Origin of the sequence: Rubritalea profundi, assembly GCF_002954445.1 — a bacterium.
GTDB lineage: Bacteria > Verrucomicrobiota > Verrucomicrobiia > Verrucomicrobiales > Akkermansiaceae > Rubritalea > Rubritalea profundi.
This window is the reverse complement of record NZ_MQWA01000001.1, coordinates 4,051,857-4,071,060: the sequence shown is the minus strand read 5'-3', so window position 1 is coordinate 4,071,060 and position 19,204 is coordinate 4,051,857. Positions and strand designations below refer to the sequence as shown.

The following is a 19,204-nucleotide window of genomic DNA, read 5'->3' as shown; positions in this document are numbered from 1 at the left end:
TCAATCGTAAGGAATGGCTCATATTCAAATTTCCTGAAATAGCCTAACAAATTTACTTAGTGGCACCGATATTCATTCGTTAATGTGTTTTCTGAGTGCTTTAAGTTCATGATAGCAACTAATACCACTTAGATTTCCAAAAGAGACAAACGTTTTTTTCGGGTTTTAGGGAAATGCGCTTCGCGGAACGAATGAGATACCGGGCGCTTTCTTGCTAAACCAGCGTTTCTCCTCAGTCATGGTGCCCGCACCACTCCCTCGTCGAGCCTTGATTTAGCAAGAAATCACTCCGTCATTAGCCTCTTTTCGAACTCTAAGTGGTATTAATTATGTGGATAATACCCTTGAGGGGCAGCTTCTGTAATTTCCTAGAACATAGGGAATAAAGAAAAAGAGCCACCCGAAGGTGGCTCTAAAAATAATCTGAATTTCCGCTCAGGGATTCAACGAGCTTGGCTTGTATCTTGTCAGTGGGAAAACGGAATACCGAAAGCGGAACACGTCGGGTGCCGCTCGATTAGAATGGGAGTCCGCCGCCTTTGCCGCCGAATTTCTTGCTCATGTCGCCGAGCTTACTCATATCGAGATCGTCCATATTGAGCTCTCCACCTTTGCCGCCACCGAGCATGTCGCCCATGCCTTCCATACCGCCCATTTGCTCCATCATCTGCTTCATTTTGCCTTTGGAGCGCATCATCTTGCGCATTTCACCGAACTGCTTGAGCAGGCGGTTCACTTCGAGGACTGAGGTGCCTGAGCCTTTAGCAATACGCTTGCGGCGTGTGCCTTTGATAATTTCTGGACGTGTGCGTTCTTTCGGAGTCATGGAAAGAACGATGGCTTCCATGTGCTTCATTTTATCCGTGTTGAGAGCATCCGCTGGAATCTGCTTTTTGAGCTTTTTCATGCCTGGAAGCATGTTGAGTAAGCCGTCGAGTGGTCCGAGCGAGCGGATCATCTTCATCTGACTAAGGAAGTCGTTGAAGTCGAACTTACCGGACTGCATACGCTCGGCAGAGATCATCGCTTCCTTTTCGTCGATCTTGCCAGCGACGTGTTCGACCATGGAGACTACGTCACCCATGTCGAGGATGCGACCAGCCATACGCTCTGGGTGGAACTCTGTGAAGTCTTCTATCTTCTCACCGTCGCCAGAATACTTGATTGGCTTTCCGGTGATAGTACGCATGGAGAGCGCTGCGCCACCGCGTGCGTCACCATCGAGTTTTGAAAGGATGATTCCTGTGATGCCGACCGCTTCGTCGAAGTGGCTAGCTACCGATACTGCCTGCTGACCAGTCGCGGCGTCTGCAACGAGGAGAGTTTCTTTAGGGGCGAGGAAGGTGTGGAGTTCTTTGAGTTCTCCGATGAGTTTTTCGTCTACCTCCTGGCGTCCGGCAGTATCAAAAATAATCAAGGTGCCATTCTGGCCGTCTGCCCATTTGAGGGCATCTTTTGCGACTTTGACCAAGTCAGTCTCCGATGGATCTGGAGTGTAGACGGGCACATCGATTTGCTTGGCGAGTGTCGCGAGCTGGTCGATGGCGGCTGGACGGTAAAGGTCACAGGCGACGAGAAGTGGGCGGCGCCCTTCTTTCTTGAGGCGCGCAGCAAGCTTGGCACAAGTAGTTGTCTTACCAGCACCGTTGAGACCTACCATCATGATGCGCGCTGGTGGAGTGAGGTCGAGTGGTTCGTTGTCTCCTCCAAGGAGGGCTGTGAGTTGGTCGTGGAAAATCTTAACGATCTGCTCGCTCGGTTTGACCGACTTCATCACTTTCTCACCAAGTGCCTGTTCTTTCACATTTTTGATGAAGAGCTTGGCTACGGAGTAATCGACGTCAGCTTCGAGCAGCGCCAGGCGAACCTCGCGAAGGGCGTCGGTGATATTCTTTTCAGAAATTTTGCCCTGACCTCGGAAGTTCTTAAAGGCGGTGTCGAGTGAGTCTGAGAGTGAGTTGAACATGGTGGTAAATTTAGTAGATAAAAAGATGTGGGATCACTGGGCAGTGTTAGCATCCTCGGATGGCTGAGCCGCTGGTAGTGATGGGGCTGTGGTAGGAAGATAGGTAGCGCGTCGGTTGAGGATGAAAGTCCAGTTCATTGGCTTTTCGTACTTCTCCGCTTCTAGCAGCTTCCAGCTCACAGTGATGTCGCAGGTAGGTTTGCGCAGACGTCGGTTGACTTTCCAAGAGAATTTTTTGCTTTCTGGGTCAAAGGTTGCTGGGACCTGACCGAAGCCCGAGACGCGCATGACCAATGAGGCTGGATCGAGAAGCTCGATGTCGCTGAGATTGGTGGAGATTTCAGGGAGTCGATCACCGATAGTAGAGCCCGCTGCAGGAGTGACTGGGTGGCGGGTAGTCTGGATGATCGCTCCGAGGCTGGCAGTACTAGTGGCTGTAGCAGGAAAGCTTGTGGCGCTCTCAAACACACTGTCGTGAGTGCCTAGAATGATGTAACGAGGCAGGGTCATATCTCCGGATTTTTTTGAAACCTTTCCAGGGAGGACTGTAAATAAACATGTGTACCCTTTGTTTTTAGCCACATCAAACATCTCAGGGGTATGGAATCCACCAGGGTAGGCATAGGTGTTTACCACGTTACCAAATTTTTCTTCGAGAAATTGCTTAGAATCGCCAAATTCGGTATCGAGGAAGGTAGCGTATTTTTCGGGACCTTGTTTGATCCGCTTTTTGACAGAGCTAGGGTAGGGGTGCGAAACTGAATGTGAACCGACGCTCGCACCATTGGCTTGCATTTCTTTGACCATTTCTGAAGTTAGTGCCTTGCCGCCGCCATCAACGTAGTTCTTGTAGAGAAATAGGGTGAAAGGGAATTCAAATTCCTTGAGGACAGGATAGGCGTGAGTGTAGACCGTCTTCCATCCGTCATCGATAGTGATCAGCACCGAGCGCTCGGGTAGTTTGAAGTTTCCTGTCTTCCACTCTATGAACTCTTCGAGCGTGAGGACTTTAAGTTTTAGATCCTTGATGGCTTGGAGTTGCTTGCGAAAGGCATCTATAGGGAGAAGCATTTCGGTTGCTTCAGAGCCATCGGTAAAGTCGTGGTAGCCGAGAACAGTGACCAGCGAGTGGTCCTCAGTGGCATTCACCAAGGTTGGCGGGATTGTAGCATCAGCCACGGCTTTGTCTGAATCCGCTGTAGTCAACGAGGATTGGGCCATCGCGATACAGGCGATGAAAAAGCTGATAAGAATGGTAGTGAATGCCTTGATTGTCACGGAAGTTGCTACTGTAATGCTGGCATCTTTTTTGTAAATACTGATATGGCTGAATCTGGTGCGTTTTTCTACGATTCTAAAGAATTGCTCGCTAACTTTGCTTGCTATACAGGGGTCGGTGATTATCGTGAATGGGATTTTGGTACGATGACTCCGCTCTTGCGCAAATTTTTAGGACTCAACTGGGTGTTGTTACTCTCCATGGTAGGTCTCATTGTGTTCGGTGTTTTCTCGATCGAGAGCGCCGCACGTCACTTGCCGCAAGGTGGTGAATACTACGCTGATCGCCAAAAAGTTTGGGCACTCATCGGTGGCGTTGTCTACTTAGTCACAGCATTGACTGACTATAGGTGGATCAAGTATTTGGCCTTGCCTATGTACCTAGCTGGTTTGGGGCTGATGATTGCTGCTATGTTTGTGGACAATGAAGTCCATCAGCTAAATTTTGCAGGAGTTAGCTTCCAGCCTGCTCAGTTCATGGTGGTAGCTGGCTTTATTGCGATGGCTGTGATGCTCCAGCAAATGCCGCGACTACATCCGCTGTTAGACCTACCAATCGTCAAAGTTGGAATGATCGCTGTCATGTCGCTGGTGCCATTTGCATTGGTCGCGTTGATGGGAGACATGGGCTCAGCCTTGGTTTGGTTACCAGTGGTGGGCGTTGTGATGCTGACAGGAGGGATTCCTTTCCGCTACTTGAGTTTCATTATGTTGATCGGACTGGCGCTGGTTCCGCCGCTGTTTTTCATTGTACTACCGAGTGCTTCCGAGCGTGGCACCCAGCGTATAGAGCTCTACCTCGACATGCTTAATGACCGAGAAGTGGATATTCAGGGAGACGCCTATGCGCCCCACTATATTGGTATGGCTGTAGGAAAGGCTGGATGGAAAGGCGTGGGGCATTTAGCCGACGCGAATAAAGGCTCGATCCACGATAAGAAGTACATCCCGTGGAAAACCGCCCACAACGATTTTATTTTCGCAGTGATTGCTGAAGAACAAGGCTTCCGAGGGAGTATGGTGTTGGTGACGATTTATGGGGTATTACTTATCCAGGCATTGTTCATTTCCTACTACAGCCGCGACTTGTCGGGGCAAGTCATTGTCTGTGCTGTAGTGGCTCTTTTCTTCGCCCACATTTTTGAGAATATTGGAATGCACATTCGGATCATGCCGATCACGGGTATTCCTCTGCCACTGATTTCATACTCAGGAACCTTCTTGTTGATGTGTATGTTCATGCTGGGATTGATCCAGAGTGTTTGGATTCACCGGAATGTGGTGCCTGCTGAGGATGTCACAAAACCGATCACTTTGTCGCGTCGTGGACGTAGACAAGTTATTGGAAAGCGACGTGGGGAAGGGCGCAGCAATGCTAATGAAGGAACGCAGCGTGGAGAAGCTCTCTAGCCTTGCTTGCAATTTTTAAATCTGCTGCGTAGCGTCACGCCATGCGGCTCGACAAATTCATAGCAACCCATTCTGAAGCATCACGTTCACTGGCAAAAGTAGCTATCCTGTCGGGTAGAGCTAAGGTGAATGGTGTGGTTGTGAAAGACCAAGGGCTCAAGCTGAAGCCTGAGGACGAAATCATTGTCAATGGCCAGCTGATCACCGAGTCTGGTGAGGTTTACATTGCCCTTTATAAGCCTGAAGATGTGCTCTCATCTACTGGTGATGACGAGGAAGATGACACTGTGATCGATCTGGTCGACGGTTTCACCCACAAAGAACTCCACATCGCTGGACGTCTCGATAAAGATGCTACTGGCCTTGTACTTCTCACCAGCGATGGCAAATGGAGCCACCGAGTCACCTCACCGAAATTTTCGTGTGAAAAGGTTTACCATGTCACTCTAATTGATCCTATCGACGAGGAAATTGTCGAAATTTTTGCTGAAGGATTGTATCTAAGAGGCGAAGAAAAGCGCACGCTTCCAGCCAAGTTAGAGTTACTAGGCGAGCGAGAAGGTCGCCTGACAATCACTGAAGGAAAGTACCACCAAGTGAAGCGCATGTTCGGAGCCATCGGTAACAAGGTGCTTGAACTTAAGCGTGAGAATATTGGTGCCGTTACTCTGAGAGATCTTGAGCCAGGTGAATTTTACGAGCTCGATGACGCGGAGATTCAAAGTTTTTTGAAGTAGGCGCTTCTCTTGCGTTTAGCATCCTGCTAGGACTCTAGCCATGCGATCAATCCTATGCCTACTGAGTCTCCTATCTGTTAGTTCGATACTTCATGCCCAAGTCATTATTGGGCAGGAAAAGGCGGTAACTAGCCCGAGCCAACGGACTGTGACGGGAAAGGTGAAGACTCTCTTCTGGAAAGCCACGGTCGATAATCAAATTGCTTTTGTGTCTGTGGCTGACGTTGAGAGCTTCGGTATTCAGGAATACGCTGTCGATAATGTTGCCTACGTGCGTGAGTTAACAATCTCGCTCAAGTCCCGCAATTTAGTGAGGATCTACCATGTGGAACCGCGCAATTCTCCGAGCGGCTACCTCAATGATGTGGTGGAAAACTTCACTGAAAGAGCCAGCGATGTTCAAGCAGCGGGTTCGGGTGATGCCGGGCAACGCGCCAATGCGGTGATCAAGAGCTATCCCACAACGACACATAAGGAGATGATCGAGTATCGTGTGAGTAAAAAGCAGACAATTTCCGATCTTTACGCCCACCTAGAGCAAACTTTCATCGACTACCACGCCGCAGAGCTAGTGGAAGCACAACGCCCACAGACGATCACCGAGGTGAATGTGGAGAGCAGTCAGTAAAGTCACTGATGGATCATCTATTTGACTGACAATATGCACCGATCATTGAAATGAGTCACACACCTATATATTGGTGCTATGTTGACTTCTTGCTGTGATGCGAATCCTCCCACGGCAAAAGAAGGAGGAAGTGGGGCGGAACGTGGAAGTTTCAAGTCCTACGGCGAGGTAGAAGGGGTTTTCATTGCCTGAAGGGAATTGAACTCACAAACCAACTCAAAGAGTTCGATTTCCTGTAAGGAGAGTATATAATAAACATAGAATTTACTGCTCTCATCATGGTTAAAACATCAGCTATCAAGCCGCTTTCGGATTTCCTTCGGAACTCAAAACCTCATATCCAGCACCTCCATGCCACACGGGAGCCTGAAATCCTCACGGTGAACGGAGAGGCATCTGTGGTTATTCAAGACGCCGAGTCCTATGAAAAAATGGCATCATTGGCGGAGCAAGCCATTCAGGATGCTCGACTGCAGAGTGCTATGAATTACTTTCGTGAAGGAGGTAAGGGGATATCCTCAGTGGATGTCTTTGCCAGTCTTGAAGAAAAGTATATCACTTCATAAATCCTGCTGGAATACACTGTCGTATTCGCTTCCACGGCACAGGAAGAGCTTGAGTATGTGGTGGTGTGGCTCAGTGAGCAAGCACCCGAAAAATTAGAAGAGTGAATTACCTCTCTAAGGTCAGACATTGAGACTCTTCAAATAATGCCCGAACCCTGCCCACTTGCTCCAGAGAGTGGGCTCTGGGGGGGTGAAGAATTACGGCAATTACTTTTCCTTCGGTACCCATTCTCAATACCGAATCATTTATAGCATCCACGAGAACACAGTGAGAATTCTCAACATACGCCATAGTGCTCGGCGCTATCTGCACCAAGGGTGATTCTCACAACCGATGGGAGTTGTCGGATGTACCAGCTAAACGCTGGAAACAAAAAAGACCCAAGCGACGGTAAAGCCACTTGGGTCAATTATGAAAAATGATTGCTCGAAACCTTAGCGGGCAATAGCTGCTAGCACAGCCTTCTGCGCGTGGAGGCGGTTTTCGGCTTGCTGGAAAATAGTGTCGGCGTGGAGTTCGAGAATTTCTTCTGTGATCTCCTTGTCGCGGTAGGCTGGGAGACAGTGAAGGACGATATGGTCTTTAGCTGCATTGCTGAGTAGCTGAGCATTGACTTGGTAGTCGCCAAAGAGCGCTTCTTTCTCAGCTTGTCCTTCTTGTCCCATAGAGAGCCAAACATCCGTGTTGATGATATCTGCTCCACGGACTGCTTCCACTGGGTCAGTACAGAGTGTGACGTTAGGCGCATTTACCTTGTCTATCCATTGTTGTGGTGGCATGCAGGAGGCTGGAGCTGCGACTACGAGCTCGAAGCCGAGGTATTTAGCGGCCCAGATCCATGAGCGTGACATGTTGTTGTCGCCGTCTCCGATGAAGACGACTTTCTTGCCCTCCCAAGTGCCTAACTTTTCTTTGACTGTGAGAAGGTCTGCTAGAATCTGGCAGGGGTGTTCTTCGTCAGTCAGTGCATTGATGGTTGGGATATTGCCGAACTCAGAGAAATCGACGACGTCCTGTTGGTCGAATGTGCGGATGATACATCCATGAATCATCCGACCAAGTACGCGCGCAGTGTCTTTGATCGGCTCGCCGCGGCCAAGTTGGATGTCATTGGACGAGAGAAACATGATCGAGCCGCCGAGTTCACGCACGCCAACTTCGAATGAGACACGAGTACGGGTGGAGGACTTTGTGAAAATCATTGCCCAAGTTTGTCCCGCGAGTGGTTGGCTGCTGTGATTGCCGCGTTCAGCCTTAAGCTGTACGGCTGAATCGATGAGACCATTGAGCTGACCAGCGTCGAGCTCTTCAATAGAAAGTAAATGTTTCATAGCGGGAAATTGAGAAGTGCGGAGGAAAACACAGAGCTAGGGTATTTGTCGATACTGAAATTGGTGGACTCGATTCACCTTTCTCCTCATCACTTTTTCCTGAGTTACACAATATGCTCCACAATCGAGTCTACTAGGAGTCTACCTTCACCTGTGAGAATCATGTTTCCATCCAGAACTTTGGCCATGCCTTCATCGATAACACTCTGCGCGCGTTGGCGCTCACCATCGCTGAGGACATCCAGTGGTAATCCATCGGTGGTGCGGAGCTGGAGGGCGATCTGTTCTAGATGGAGATCTTCTTCAGTGAGGTGTTCGCTCTCGGTTTGAGCGTGACCTACGTGGTTGATTTGATTGATGTAGTTCGCTGTGTCGGGAAGATTCTTCCAGCGAGTGTTGCCGACTGTGGAGACTGCGGATGGCCCGAGCCCGAGGTAGTTTGCGCCTTTCCAATAAGAAAGGTTGTGAGTAGAGCGAGTGCCGATCTTGGCGTAGTTCGATGTCTCGTAGTGCTCGAAACCTGCAGCAGTCAGCGTGTCGTGACCCGCAGTGAACATCTGCGCGTTGGTCTCCGAATCGTCAATATATTCACCAGCAGTGAGTTTGTCGATGAAGGCTGTGTCTTCCTCGTAGGTGAGATTGTAGGCTGAAATGTGGTCAGGATTGAGGCTGACGGCAGTATCGAGCGTGTCTTGCCAGACTTCAAGCGTTTGCCCAGGAATCGAGAACATCAGGTCGATGTTCACTTCCTTGATTCCGGCTTCACGTAGAATGGGTACAGCAGCCATTGCTTCTTCACGATTGTGCTCGCGTCCTAGAGTTTTCAAAACTCCGTTGTCGAATGATTGGATACCGAGGGAGATTCGCGTTATCCCTAGTTCTTTAAAGAGCTTTGCCTTGGTGAGGTCGAAGGTTGCTGGGTTGGCCTCGAAAGTGAGTTCCTTAAGCTCGCTCATGTCGAAGATTTCGCGCAACCCGCTGAATAACAGTTTGAGGTGGGTCGGGGAGAGCATGGAGGGAGTGCCGCCACCGCAATAGAGTGTGGTTAGTTTGTTCTCGCCGATCTTCTCCACGTGTTTTTTTCCCTCGAGCAAAATGGCGTCGATAAACGCGCGCATGTCGGTGTTGCCCGGTGTGTGCTTGTAGAATGAGCAATACGGGCAGATGCGGTGGCAGAAGGGAATGTGAAGGTAAAGTTGCACGAGGAACTATAGATCGGTTGGGTTGTTATGCTATTACGCCCAGCATGATGCGGAGGAAATGACAAAATGGGATAAATCTGAGGTGAACTATCGTCTACTTTATGTTTGAGTGTGTTTGTGCAACAGCAAATCGATTTAGGAAAAGGGGTGCTAAAAGGAGTATCACGCTCTTTTTACCTCACCATTCGTTTTCTTCCAAGATTGATGCGGGAGCCTATCAGCCTCGGTTATTTGCTGGCGCGTGCTTCTGACACGATTGCTGACACTGAGCAAGTCCCAGCTGCACTTCGTGAGACATGTTTGGCGAAATTCACCCCTGCGCTCAATGATAAAGTGGTGCGAGCTGAGCTGATTGAGCTGATTTCGAGCTCCTTTGTTGGCTACCAGACAAATGAAAAGGAACGCCTCCTGCTGGAACGTCTCGATGATGTTTTCCATTGGTACGACACAGTTAGGGAATGGGCCTGGAAGGCTATAGCTGTGGTGCTAGGCCATATTTGTACGGGCCAAATGAACGATATTCGGCATTTTGCCGTCAATCACCATCCCTGTCTTTCCAGCGCTAAAGAACTTGAGACCTATTGTTATCAGGTGGCTGGTTCAGTAGGGGAATTTTGGTCTGAAGTGGGGTACCAGTCCGCTCACCGATTTTCTCGCCTTGAGCGCGCAGAGCTCGATGAGACGGGTGGTGAATATGGAATTGGCCTACAGTTAGTGAATATCTTGCGCGACCTACCTGAGGATTTTGCCAATGGTCGATGCTATCTCCCAGTTAGCGATCCTCGTGATAAAGAGCTGATCATGGAGTCAGCTAAGGAATGGCGAGCAAAGGCGCGGATGTACATTGATTCCGGCATCACCTATGCCAAGTCACTACGCCAATGGCGCGCGCGTGTGGCGACTGTCTTGCCCGCTCTCATTGCCAGAGAAACATTAGACCTGCTAGATCGTGCCAGCTGGGATGATCTAGAGCGTGGGGTCAAGGTCGACCGTGCCACGGTGAAGCGTTGTTTCCGCAAAGCTTTGTTTTATTAGTAGCTCCTAAGCAATGTCGTCTGATCGGATTGACGATAAATGGGCAAGCATCTGCCGAAATATTCTTAGCTGACGCAGTTTACCTATATAAATGGCGGAGATATTTAAGAAATGGCGCAAGTTCGAGTTGCCATGCTGGCGGATATGAGAATAATGCGAATCCGTAATTTTCATCTGAAAAATATAATTTTATGAGCAAAAGTGACTTTGGCCTAATCGGCCTAGCAGTAATGGGCCAGAACCTCGTTCTCAATGTTGAGAGCCGCGGCTTCCAGGTTTCCGTATATAACCGCACAACTTCAGTGACTGACCAGTTCATCGCTGCAAACCCAGACAAGAATCTCGTAGGCGCACAGTCTCTTGAGGAATTCGTTCAGAGCCTTGCGACTCCACGTAAGATCCAAATCATGGTGAAAGCCGGTGGTCCAGTTGACGCAGTTATTGAGTCACTGATCCCACTTCTTGATCAAGACGATATCATCATCGATGGTGGTAACACCCTCTACACGGACACTGAGCGCCGTGAGAAGTATCTCTCTGAAAAAGGATTCCGCTTCATCGGTGCTGGTGTTTCCGGCGGCGAAGAAGGAGCTCTCAAAGGCCCATCCATCATGCCTGGTGGCCCAGCGAGCACATGGGCAATCATGCAGCCAATCTTTGAGTCCATCTCCGCTAAGGTAGACGGCGTTCCTTGTGTGACTCACATCGGTGAAGGCGGCGCAGGCCACTTCGTAAAGATGGTGCACAACGGTATCGAGTACGGTGACATGCAGCTCATCTGTGAAGCGTACAACATTTTCAAAGCAGCAGGCTTCTCTAACGAAGAGCAAGCAGCAATCTTTGCTGACTGGAATGCAGGCGACCTCGAGTCCTACCTCATTGAAATCACAGCAAACATCTTCAAGCAGAAGGATGCAGAAACTGGCAAAGACATCGTTGACCTCATCGTTGACAAGGCTGGTCAAAAGGGCACAGGCCGCTGGACAGTAATGGGCTCAGTCGAACAGGCTGTACCATTCTCCACGATCGCTGGTTCTGTTGAAGCACGTATCCTTTCCTCCATGCGCGATCAGCGTAAGCTAGCTTCTGGAATCCTTCAGGGACCAGACAACTGGAACTTCGACCTCGGCTCACTCAGCAAGGAAGAGCTCGTGAAGAAAGTGCGCAACGCACTCTACTCATCCAAGATCGTTTCCTACGCTCAGGGGCTCGACCTCATCGCTAAGGTTGGCAAAGAGAAGAACTGGGGCCTCAATCTCGGTGCTATCGCTCGCATCTGGCGTGGCGGTTGTATCATCCGTGCTCGCTTCCTCAACCATATCACAGAAGCATACGAGACTGATGCGAACCTCACTAACCTGATGCTTGCTCCGTTCTTCACTAAGGTTCTCAACTCAGGTCAGCAAGACTGGCGTGAAGTAGTGGCTCTAGCAGCGACTAACGGAATTCCAGTTCCATCATTCGGTGGCTCACTCAGCTACTACGATGCTTACCGTGCAGAGCGCGTTCCTGCGAACCTCCTTCAGGCTCAGCGTGACTTCTTCGGTGCTCACACCTACGAGCGCATCGACAAGCCAGAAGGCGAGTTCTTCCACACAGAAGACTGGCCAGAGCTTATTGACTAATCAAAGCGTGGCTTTGGAGTGAGAAGGAAAAAGAAAAAGTGACTGACAGCCTTCGACTTCTTTCGAATCCCATCTCACCACAAATTTTTATGGCGGGGCCTCTAGCGAGGTTCCGCCATTTTTCTTCGGAGCGCCAAGCCCCAGCTTGGCAAGCGCTGGAGAGTTTGCTCGACCAGCGTATTTATTTTTTCCGGCAACGAATAAACATCAGTCCAATACCCACGAGTCCGCAGAATGTGAGGATGTAGTGAAGGTGGGAAATATTGATCAGCCTATAGAACGGGTTGCCGTAGCCAAAAGGCCTGAGTGGTTCGATGTCACTATGCATGATACCGTCTAGGAATACATGGCTAAGACCACCGACCACTAAGGCTATGATCGCTGGGAGTGTTTTTATTTTGTTAGAAATGTGTACTTTTTCTAGGACTCCACCGGCAGCTAACTTATTCCACCATCGAGACACCCAGAGGCAAAACGGTCGACCAATGTGGTACCATAAGAGTACTGGGGCAATCCCGCCAATAAGAAATGTATGCATCCAGTCGTGCACTGGGTAAAGCATCAGGGGGAGGCGGTACAGAGCCTCAGCATCGATTAGGACATTGGCAAAACAGAAAGCGCGAAAGCTAAACCACCGAGATCCATATCCACCAGTGAGTCCGCCGAGGCCTAGATGAAAGGGAGTGAAGGGCATTTGTTAGAATTAGAGCATCTGATTTTTTAGTAAATGGAAAAGAGCCTTCTTGTGGTGTGAGGCATTGTCCTCTATGGATATAAGCTATGGGACATCATTACCATCATGATGCGACATCTAGCCTCAAGCTGGTTTTCTTGCTGAATCTCGTATTTACCATCATTGAGGTGGCTGGTGGATTGTGGACTAACAGTATCGCCATTATGACCGATGCAGTCCACGACTTTGGTGATTGCGTTTCCCTTGGTGTGGCGTGGTATTTGCAGAATTTATCTAACAAGGCTGCGACTAAAAGCTTCACCTATGGCTATAGACGGTTTTCAATGTTGGGTTCTTTGGTGACTGGTGGAGTGTTGATTGCTGGACTTTGCTTTGTCTTGGGTGGTGCGATTCAGCGCTTGGCTGCACCTGAAGCGGTCAATGCACCAGGAATGTTAGGTATGGCTGTTCTCGGAATTGTATTCAACGGTGTGGCTGTGTGGAAGTTGAGTGGTGGCCATAGCATGAATGAGAAGATTGCTAGATGGCATCTTTTCGAAGACGTTTTAGGTTGGATTACCGTGCTGATAGGTGCGGGCATAATGATGATCGTAGACCTTCCTATCATTGATCCATTGCTCTCAATCATGCTTTCATTATTCATTCTTTGGAATGTCATTAGAAATTTAAAGGTGAGCTTTGGTTACTTTTTACAGCAGGTTCCAGCGAGTTTTGATTCCGAAGAATTTACGGAGAAACTCCATGGCCTAGAAGGTGTACTGAGTTCTCACCATACGCACTGTTGGACATTAGAGGGAGAGCATCATGTCTTCTCAACTCACCTAGTCATGCAGAGCTCTACCAGCCGTGATGCGATTTATCAGACGAAATTGCGTATCCTTGAACTTCTAGGTGATGAGCAATTCGAGCACATCACTATCGAGGTTGAGCTTGAGGGGGAGAGGTGCTTGTTAGAGCTGTCTGACAATTATTGAGATAAATGTATCGCACAATACATTTTTTAGAGCTATGACATTTTTCCATAATGATGGAGCAAGTGACAACGAGTGAATATGCAGTTTTCGAAAAAGCGTACGAGTATTTCAATAAGGAACTTTTTGATAACGAGTTGCCAGGTGTGCTGATCACCCTCCAGCGTAAATCTCAAAATGTGGGAATGTACCGCCGGGGGAGTTTCAAGGATCGTGCGGATCATAGCCAAGTGATCGATGAGATAGCCATCAACCCTGACGCCTATGTCAACCTACCCGATATCGAGGTTTGGCAGGCCTTAGTACACGAGATGTGCCACCAATGGCAATTCCATTTCGGTAAGCCATCGCGCAAGAGTTACCACAATAAAGAATGGGCCCAGAAGATGGAGGCCGTGGGGCTCATCCCATCAGCCACTGGCAGCCCTGGTGGAAACAAAGTCGGCCAAACGATGTTTGACTACGTCGATGCTGAGGGGGATTTTCGGCGTTGTTGCCATGAACTGCGTAAGCTAGGTGTTGTCGTTCAACTACAGTCTAGTAATGAGGATGGCTTGGTGAGTAGGACGGTAGAAGACCAGCAGAGAGATGCTCAATTGCGTCAGGCTGGAGTTAAAAAGAATCGTTCTAACAGATGTAAATACAGCTGCCCAAGCTGCAACATGAATGTGTGGGGTAAGCCTGAACTATCCATTGTCTGTGGAAATTGCCAGAAAACCCTCACACGGGTTTAGTTAGTACCTGGTGGAGTTAGCAAGTATTGACATAACAATTTAACACGTAAAACGTAACACACTCTAGCTCCGAGATGTATCCTCCTAAGTTCCTATCTCCCGGCCAATTTCAAAAATCTTGATGCGCGCCAGTATACTACTGGAATATACTAGAAATCTTCTCTAGTTCCTCGGGCGTGGCATTACCTTGTGTAGCACTCAGCTCAACAGCCACTTTCCCAAGACTCTGATAGATGGCGAGTGTGTTGGCTTCTACTTCCCCTATGGCATCGATGTGGCTTGCGACGCTAGCGTGATCACCTCGGGCGATAGGCCCAGTCAGCGCGTTTGCTGTTCCCCGGTGGAAGATGTTAGTGAGGGTGGTTTGCATCAATGGCTGCATGAGAGACAGAGTAGCCTCTCGTTCTAGTCCCGCTTTCTCAAACAATTGTATGCTCGCCTCAGTAAGTGCGGTGAGCTGGTTACAGCACAGGGCTGTGGCAGCATGATACAGCGCCTTTTGCTCGGCTAGGAGAGTGAAGCACTTCCCACCGATAGCTTCGAACAGGGGAGCTAAAGTGATCAAGGCGTTAGGGTCGCCTTCACAGCCACAATGAGTGCCAATGAATGCATTGAAATCACTCAGAGGCTGAGCGAAACTCATCACCGGGTGGACACTCGCCACATGAGCTCCAGCTGGTTTGACTACTCCTAACACCGCGCTGGTTAGTAGTCCGCTACAGTGGAATACAATAGAGCCTTCATTGAGTAGGCCACTGGCGGCAAGCTTTTCAGCTGCTAGACCTATCTCCTCATCAGAAGTTGAAATCATCCAGAGGTCGGCAGCTGGCATAGACTTCATCTCTGAAATCGCCGAGCCCCCACCCAAATGTTCTGTTGCGGCTTCTGAGCTTTCGAGAGATCGATTTAGCACAGCGCCAATCTCTAATGCTCCAGCGTGATGCCAAAGTCTCCCCAGTGATTGACCCAACTTCCCTCCGCCGATGATGTTAAGTGTCTGCATCTATGAATTGATTGTTGCATGGAGTAAAAGATGACCAGCTGTCTGAGACTGGAGGTCACTTGCCTTTCAAGCCGATTCTAGCCTAAGTTATTGGCAGACGATACTGGAGTTTTGACGTTTCACGATGGTACCTATTTCTGCAACACAGAGGCTATTGTGCGCTTCAAGAATTTTGACCACGGCTGGAACGTTGGAGGGCGTGACTGAGAGGAGGAGGCCGCCAGAGGTTTGGGCGTCTGCCATCAGTAGTCGTGATGCCGTACTTACTGAGTCCGAAAAGGTGACGCTGGGAGAGACGCTTTCGAGATTCTTTTTACTACCTCCTGGAACCAATCCTGCTTCGATGAGATCGTAGATTGAATCAGCGATAGCTGGGATGTTCTTTGTTTCTACAATGGCTGTGAGATTAGAAGCATCAGCGATCTCTCTGAGGTGACCCAAAAGGCCGAACCCTGTCACATCTGTGCATGCGTTTACAATGTCTTGTTCACCAAGCTCAGCACCGGCAGTGTTGAGTGTGATCATAGCGGTGATAGAGACTTGGTTTAGCTCATCTGAGCAAGCGCCTTGCTTGAGAGCCGTTGAAATGATGCCAGTCCCAAGAGGTTTTGTGAGCAGTAGAATATCGCCTTCCTTTGCATGCGCATTTGCTAAAAAATTATCCGGATGCACCATGCCTGTGACCGAGAGTCCATAGATGGGTTCTGGGTTTTTGATTGTATGGCCTCCAACCAAGGAGCAATTGGCGAGTTTGACCATATCTGCGCCGCCGCGGAAAATCTCAGCTATTTCATCATTGCTCAGAAGCTCAGTTGGCATCCCAGCAATCGCCATAGCGGTGATTGGGCGTCCACCCATGGCGTAGACGTCAGAGAGGGAATTTGCGGCGGCAATTTGGCCGAATAAATAGGGGTCGTCTACTATTGGGGTGAAGAAGTCGAGCGTCTGAACGAGTGCGCGATCTTCGTCAATCTTGTACACACCAGCGTCGTCGGCCGTTGCGGAGCCGACGAGGAGGTTGGGGTCAATATTTTGCGGCAAACCACTCAAGACCTGAGTGAGCGCCGCAGGGTCTAGCTTGGAAGCTCATCCACCGCAGGCAGCCATCGTCGTGAGTCGTGTGACATCGTTTTTGCTCATATAGATATATTCTTAATGCTGAATTAGCACGAACACCAGCGATATTGGTTGATTTTTTCGTTCAGACTGATTCTCTAGTTCCCCTAGCTAAATTATTATTCTCCACATGTCAGAAATCTCAGTAATTGTTTGTAAGCCGACGCAATGGATCAAAGTACGCGCTGTGCTTATTATCGCCATGTTTGCAGTGTTTGGCTACTTATTCTATAAAGATGGCCATATTGGCTACAGGGAGAAAAATGAGCAATACGCGTACTACAATCTTTTCAATGAGGTAGCGGTAAAAAAGGCAAATACTTTTGAAAGCGAAGAGAAGTGGAAGGAATTTGTCGCAACTAAGAAGATCGACTTCCCAAATGAGGAAAACTGCCCGTTACCGAAAGATTTTGAGAGAGACCAGCTTTGGCCTGAAATACTCGCTTCTCATTATGAGGCGATAAAAGGTTCAAATAAAAAAATAAACCAAGCTTGGATCGATTATACAGGTGCTCGTGGCTGGGGAGTAGAGGTGGCAGACCACCCTGAGGATCAAGGCTCACTAAATACTCAGTTTTATATGGCTACATGTAGTGCTGCTCTCGCGTTAGTGATGGCATTCATATTTCTTAGAACTCTGACTCGGACGATGGAGGTCACGGAGTCTGCTTATATAGCACCAGGCAGGAAAGTAGTTCCATTTATTTCGATGCGCCGGATCGATACAAGGAAGTGGTATTCGAAAGGGGTGGCGACTATCGAGTATGAAGTGAATGGAGTGACTAAAAAGGTGAAAGTAGACGGTATGGTCTACGGCCAATTTAAGAAAAAAGACGGAGAGCCTGCTGAAAAACTCTACGCTTTCATTATGGAGCATTTCAAGGGAGAAGTCATTGAGTTTGAATCAGACGATGAAAACGAAAATCTAGAAGAGTCCAATTCAGATGACCACGAGGGTGAAAATTCTGAGCTTGCACAAAATTCGTGATTGCCAAGTACCTAGCTGCTAGCTATCCAGAGGAATCAGTTAATTATTATTAACTAACCCAAAATAACCATTTACCATGTCTGATTCAATCGAACAAAAAGTTAAAGATATCGTCGTTGAGCAACTCAACGTTACTCCTGATCAGGTTTCAACGAATTCCAAGTTCATCGATGACCTTGGTGCTGATTCACTCGACACAGTTGAGCTCGTTATGGCATTCGAAGAAGAGTTCGGCATTGAAGTGCCAGACGAAGAAGCTGAGAAGCTCACTGCTGTTAGTGACGTCATAGCATACATCGAGAAAGTTTCCTAATTTATAGCGGCATAGCCCGCTACAAATAAACATTTAGAGGGCGACTCATGTATAATGAGATCGCCCTTTTTGTTGCAATACATTGAGGTTGGATTAGATTGATGCATCGCCATCAAAGTAGCATTACGAGTGATTTATAGAACATGAATAAAGACATCGATACTATCCAATACGCCATGGAAAACACCAAGGTTCTGCGTGAGCCTGATCGTCGGATCGACACCTTTAGCGCCACGAGTTTCAAGTTTGCGATTGTGAGTGAACTGATGGATAGTGTGGGGAAAGTGCGTGTGCGCCGAGGCGAGATGCAAGCGCAAAAGCCGCAGATTATTAAGCCAGCTGCCTACAATAGCGTGGAGCTTGAGGGGTTCGATGAAAAGGGGAGAGAGCTTTTGGAATGGATGAATCAAAAGGGAGTGGAGCCAGTCTTTTTCCAATACGGCTTCCATTTTCTCCGCACAGCTGTGCGGGAGCAAATTTTCAGCGAGAATATCGAACTGGTAAAGGAACGCCTGTTAGAGGAGGCCTCCATTGAGGATGATCCGATGCTAGCGCTGGTTGAAGGCATCGACGACGCTTGGGAAATTGGACTCCTAAAATTTACCATCGACATGATTGAAAAATCACAGTCGATTAACGAATTTGATTTTAAACGACGAGGGCTGCTCTAGTGTCGATCCCATCAGGAAGTTATGCGATTTTCCACAATTATCCGTTTTTTTGCTGCGATTTCCGTCATCTCAGCTTTAGTAATCACTTTGGTGATAGCTAAGCGATCTCTGTTTAAGGGTGAGCAACAGAAGCCGCCAGCAAATAAGCTGGAAGCTCTGATCCCGGCGAATGAAGCGAGCGCCGAGGCTGTTTCAGCCTTAGTGGCAAAGCTAGAAGTCGAAAACCTGCCTGATGTGACTCCTGGTGAGCGCGCTTTTGAGAACGCCCGAGAATTGTTGGTCAAACACGACTACGTCGCAGCTGAAGAAAAGCTAAAGTATGTCAATACGTATTACCCGACAGCTGTGTCGGCACCAGAAGCGAGACGTATCTTAGGTGAGATGAATATGGATAGGTTGTTTTCTGGGAAAGAATTCGCTGATCTAAAGCAATACAAAGTAAAGAGTGGCGATTCATTTTTAAAGATCATCAGAGACAATGAGACGAACTTGGACTTGTTAATGTTTCTTAATGACCTCAAGCGACTTGATCGTTTGCATCCGGGAGATGTTTTTACCGTAATGCCTCTTCATTTCCGTCTAGTTATCGACATGCAGCGTAGAGTGCTGGGTATATGGGATGGCGTGCGTTATATAAAGGGGTACGAAATCAAGCACTCAAGTTTGCCTAAGGGGAGTAAAGTGAAGGAGACGAAGCTAGTCTCGATAGAAGCTCAATCAAAAGGAGATCGAATAGCGCTGCCGAGTAGCAGTTACCGTTCTGCTGAAAAAGTATTAGTTCTCAAGAGCCCCCAAGCTGAAATCCGACCCTACACAGGAACTCCAGAGGAAGGGGTCGTCGGACTTTATCTTAACGCTGTGGATCTTGAGGAATTAGCATTGTTGCTACGTGCTGATAATTCTGTAGAAATCCGATATTAGACTTTTCCTAAAGC

The 19,204-nt window shown here is 48.5% G+C and carries 18 protein-coding genes and 1 pseudogene; 12 read left to right on the top strand and 7 right to left on the bottom strand.

Annotation, left to right across the window (positions count from 1 at the left end; translation table 11 throughout):
* Window positions 1–517 precede the first annotated feature (517 nt).
* Together ffh and BSZ32_RS17775 are read right to left on the bottom strand one after the other, a co-directional pair.
* On the bottom strand, window positions 518–1,966 hold the full coding sequence (ffh, locus tag BSZ32_RS17780; protein WP_105044656.1) for a signal recognition particle protein: 1,449 nt from the start codon (window positions 1,964–1,966) through the stop codon (window positions 518–520).
* 33 nt (window positions 1,967–1,999) lie between these two features.
* Entirely contained in the window at window positions 2,000–3,244 is a 1,245-nt protein-coding gene (locus BSZ32_RS17775; protein ID WP_105044655.1) for a polysaccharide deacetylase family protein, read from the bottom strand.
* Between the two features lie 45 nt (window positions 3,245–3,289).
* Between BSZ32_RS17775 and BSZ32_RS17770 the strand changes: the two genes are divergently transcribed.
* The 4 genes from BSZ32_RS17770 (at window position 3,290) to BSZ32_RS17755 (ending at window position 6,585) form a co-directional block, all read left to right on the top strand.
* Complete coding sequence (locus BSZ32_RS17770) at window positions 3,290–4,654, top strand: FtsW/RodA/SpoVE family cell cycle protein (protein ID WP_240610681.1); 1,365 nt, start codon at window positions 3,290–3,292, stop codon at window positions 4,652–4,654.
* A gap of 41 nt (window positions 4,655–4,695) precedes the next feature.
* Window positions 4,696–5,391, top strand: coding sequence for a pseudouridine synthase (locus tag BSZ32_RS17765; RefSeq protein WP_105044654.1), 696 nt, complete (start codon window positions 4,696–4,698; stop codon window positions 5,389–5,391).
* Window positions 5,392–5,431: 40 nt separating this feature from the next.
* Window positions 5,432–6,019 (top strand): hypothetical protein, encoded by a 588-nt coding sequence (locus tag BSZ32_RS17760; RefSeq protein ID WP_129589824.1) that lies wholly within the window; start codon window positions 5,432–5,434, stop codon window positions 6,017–6,019.
* A gap of 278 nt (window positions 6,020–6,297) precedes the next feature.
* Window positions 6,298–6,585, top strand: a complete 288-nt coding sequence (locus BSZ32_RS17755) for a type II toxin-antitoxin system Phd/YefM family antitoxin (protein WP_105044652.1) — start codon at window positions 6,298–6,300, stop codon at window positions 6,583–6,585.
* A 435-nt stretch (window positions 6,586–7,020) separates the two neighbouring features.
* Here the strand turns inward: BSZ32_RS17755 and argF are convergent, their stop codons facing one another.
* Together argF and hemW are read right to left on the bottom strand one after the other, a co-directional pair.
* A complete protein-coding gene (gene argF / locus BSZ32_RS17750; protein WP_105044651.1) occupies window positions 7,021–7,917 on the bottom strand; it encodes an ornithine carbamoyltransferase in 897 nt (298 codons plus the stop codon).
* A gap of 104 nt (window positions 7,918–8,021) precedes the next feature.
* The gene (gene hemW, locus BSZ32_RS17745) at window positions 8,022–9,119 is read right to left on the bottom strand and encodes a radical SAM family heme chaperone HemW (protein WP_105044650.1); all 1,098 of its coding nucleotides are present in this window, start codon (window positions 9,117–9,119) and stop codon (window positions 8,022–8,024) included.
* 117 nt (window positions 9,120–9,236) lie between these two features.
* On the opposite strand from hemW, the gene BSZ32_RS17740 reads away from it, so the two are divergent.
* Complete coding sequence (locus BSZ32_RS17740) at window positions 9,237–10,154, top strand: phytoene/squalene synthase family protein (RefSeq protein WP_165788927.1); 918 nt, start codon at window positions 9,237–9,239, stop codon at window positions 10,152–10,154.
* A 191-nt stretch (window positions 10,155–10,345) separates the two neighbouring features.
* Window positions 10,346–11,779: a decarboxylating NADP(+)-dependent phosphogluconate dehydrogenase gene (gnd, locus tag BSZ32_RS17735; protein WP_105044648.1), complete on the top strand. Its 1,434-nt coding sequence runs from the start codon at window positions 10,346–10,348 to the stop codon at window positions 11,777–11,779.
* A gap of 181 nt (window positions 11,780–11,960) precedes the next feature.
* On the opposite strand, the gene BSZ32_RS17730 is transcribed toward gnd, so the two are convergent.
* Window positions 11,961–12,473: a DUF4184 family protein gene (locus BSZ32_RS17730; RefSeq protein ID WP_105044647.1), complete on the bottom strand. Its 513-nt coding sequence runs from the start codon at window positions 12,471–12,473 to the stop codon at window positions 11,961–11,963.
* An 86-nt stretch (window positions 12,474–12,559) separates the two neighbouring features.
* Here BSZ32_RS17730 and BSZ32_RS17725 point away from each other — a divergent pair, with 86 nt between their 5' ends.
* Together BSZ32_RS17725 and BSZ32_RS17720 are read left to right on the top strand one after the other, a co-directional pair.
* Window positions 12,560–13,447 (top strand): cation diffusion facilitator family transporter, encoded by an 888-nt coding sequence (locus BSZ32_RS17725; RefSeq protein ID WP_105044646.1) that lies wholly within the window; start codon window positions 12,560–12,562, stop codon window positions 13,445–13,447.
* Between the two features lie 50 nt (window positions 13,448–13,497).
* Window positions 13,498–14,178 carry a SprT-like domain-containing protein gene (locus tag BSZ32_RS17720; protein ID WP_105044645.1) on the top strand — a complete coding sequence of 227 codons (681 nt, stop codon included), beginning with the start codon at window positions 13,498–13,500 and terminating at the stop codon, window positions 14,176–14,178.
* Between the two features lie 136 nt (window positions 14,179–14,314).
* On the opposite strand, the gene BSZ32_RS17715 is transcribed toward BSZ32_RS17720, so the two are convergent.
* On the bottom strand, window positions 14,315–15,181 hold the full coding sequence (locus BSZ32_RS17715; protein WP_105044644.1) for a Rossmann-like and DUF2520 domain-containing protein: 867 nt from the start codon (window positions 15,179–15,181) through the stop codon (window positions 14,315–14,317).
* Between the two features lie 87 nt (window positions 15,182–15,268).
* Window positions 15,269–16,252 (bottom strand): annotated as a pseudogene (selD, locus tag BSZ32_RS17710) (selenide, water dikinase SelD); the annotation flags it as partial.
* A 175-nt stretch (window positions 16,253–16,427) separates the two neighbouring features.
* Between selD and BSZ32_RS17705 the strand changes: the two are divergent.
* From BSZ32_RS17705 to BSZ32_RS17690, 4 genes are all read left to right on the top strand, one after another.
* Window positions 16,428–17,285, top strand: a complete 858-nt coding sequence (locus tag BSZ32_RS17705; RefSeq protein WP_105044642.1) for a hypothetical protein — start codon at window positions 16,428–16,430, stop codon at window positions 17,283–17,285.
* A gap of 76 nt (window positions 17,286–17,361) precedes the next feature.
* Window positions 17,362–17,598 (top strand): acyl carrier protein, encoded by a 237-nt coding sequence (acpP, locus tag BSZ32_RS17700; protein ID WP_105044641.1) that lies wholly within the window; start codon window positions 17,362–17,364, stop codon window positions 17,596–17,598.
* Window positions 17,599–17,741: 143 nt separating this feature from the next.
* The gene (locus BSZ32_RS17695) at window positions 17,742–18,269 is read left to right on the top strand and encodes a hypothetical protein (RefSeq protein ID WP_105044640.1); all 528 of its coding nucleotides are present in this window, start codon (window positions 17,742–17,744) and stop codon (window positions 18,267–18,269) included.
* Between the two features lie 21 nt (window positions 18,270–18,290).
* A complete protein-coding gene (locus BSZ32_RS17690) occupies window positions 18,291–19,190 on the top strand; it encodes a hypothetical protein (RefSeq protein WP_105044639.1) in 900 nt (299 codons plus the stop codon).
* Window positions 19,191–19,204: the final 14 nt, after the last annotated feature.

Bases quoted from the DNA above. Each gene is read 5' to 3' on its own strand.
- BSZ32_RS17770 (WP_240610681.1), top strand. From the start codon at position 3,290: ATGGCTGAATCTGGTGCGTTTTTCTACGATTCTAAAGAATTGCTCGCT.
- BSZ32_RS17690 (WP_105044639.1), top strand. From the start codon at position 18,291: ATGCGATTTTCCACAATTATCCGTTTTTTTGCTGCGATTTCCGTCATC.
- BSZ32_RS17760 (WP_129589824.1), top strand. From the start codon at position 5,432: ATGCGATCAATCCTATGCCTACTGAGTCTCCTATCTGTTAGTTCGATA.
- BSZ32_RS17720 (WP_105044645.1), top strand. From the start codon at position 13,498: ATGATGGAGCAAGTGACAACGAGTGAATATGCAGTTTTCGAAAAAGCG.
- argF (WP_105044651.1), bottom strand. From the start codon at position 7,917: ATGAAACATTTACTTTCTATTGAAGAGCTCGACGCTGGTCAGCTCAAT.
- acpP (WP_105044641.1), top strand. From the start codon at position 17,362: ATGTCTGATTCAATCGAACAAAAAGTTAAAGATATCGTCGTTGAGCAA.
- BSZ32_RS17715 (WP_105044644.1), bottom strand. From the start codon at position 15,181: ATGCAGACACTTAACATCATCGGCGGAGGGAAGTTGGGTCAATCACTG.
- BSZ32_RS17725 (WP_105044646.1), top strand. From the start codon at position 12,560: ATGGGACATCATTACCATCATGATGCGACATCTAGCCTCAAGCTGGTT.
- BSZ32_RS17730 (WP_105044647.1), bottom strand. From the start codon at position 12,473: ATGCCCTTCACTCCCTTTCATCTAGGCCTCGGCGGACTCACTGGTGGA.
- ffh (WP_105044656.1), bottom strand. From the start codon at position 1,966: ATGTTCAACTCACTCTCAGACTCACTCGACACCGCCTTTAAGAACTTC.
- BSZ32_RS17765 (WP_105044654.1), top strand. From the start codon at position 4,696: ATGCGGCTCGACAAATTCATAGCAACCCATTCTGAAGCATCACGTTCA.
- BSZ32_RS17705 (WP_105044642.1), top strand. From the start codon at position 16,428: ATGTCAGAAATCTCAGTAATTGTTTGTAAGCCGACGCAATGGATCAAA.
- BSZ32_RS17695 (WP_105044640.1), top strand. From the start codon at position 17,742: ATGAATAAAGACATCGATACTATCCAATACGCCATGGAAAACACCAAG.
- BSZ32_RS17755 (WP_105044652.1), top strand. From the start codon at position 6,298: ATGGTTAAAACATCAGCTATCAAGCCGCTTTCGGATTTCCTTCGGAAC.
- gnd (WP_105044648.1), top strand. From the start codon at position 10,346: ATGAGCAAAAGTGACTTTGGCCTAATCGGCCTAGCAGTAATGGGCCAG.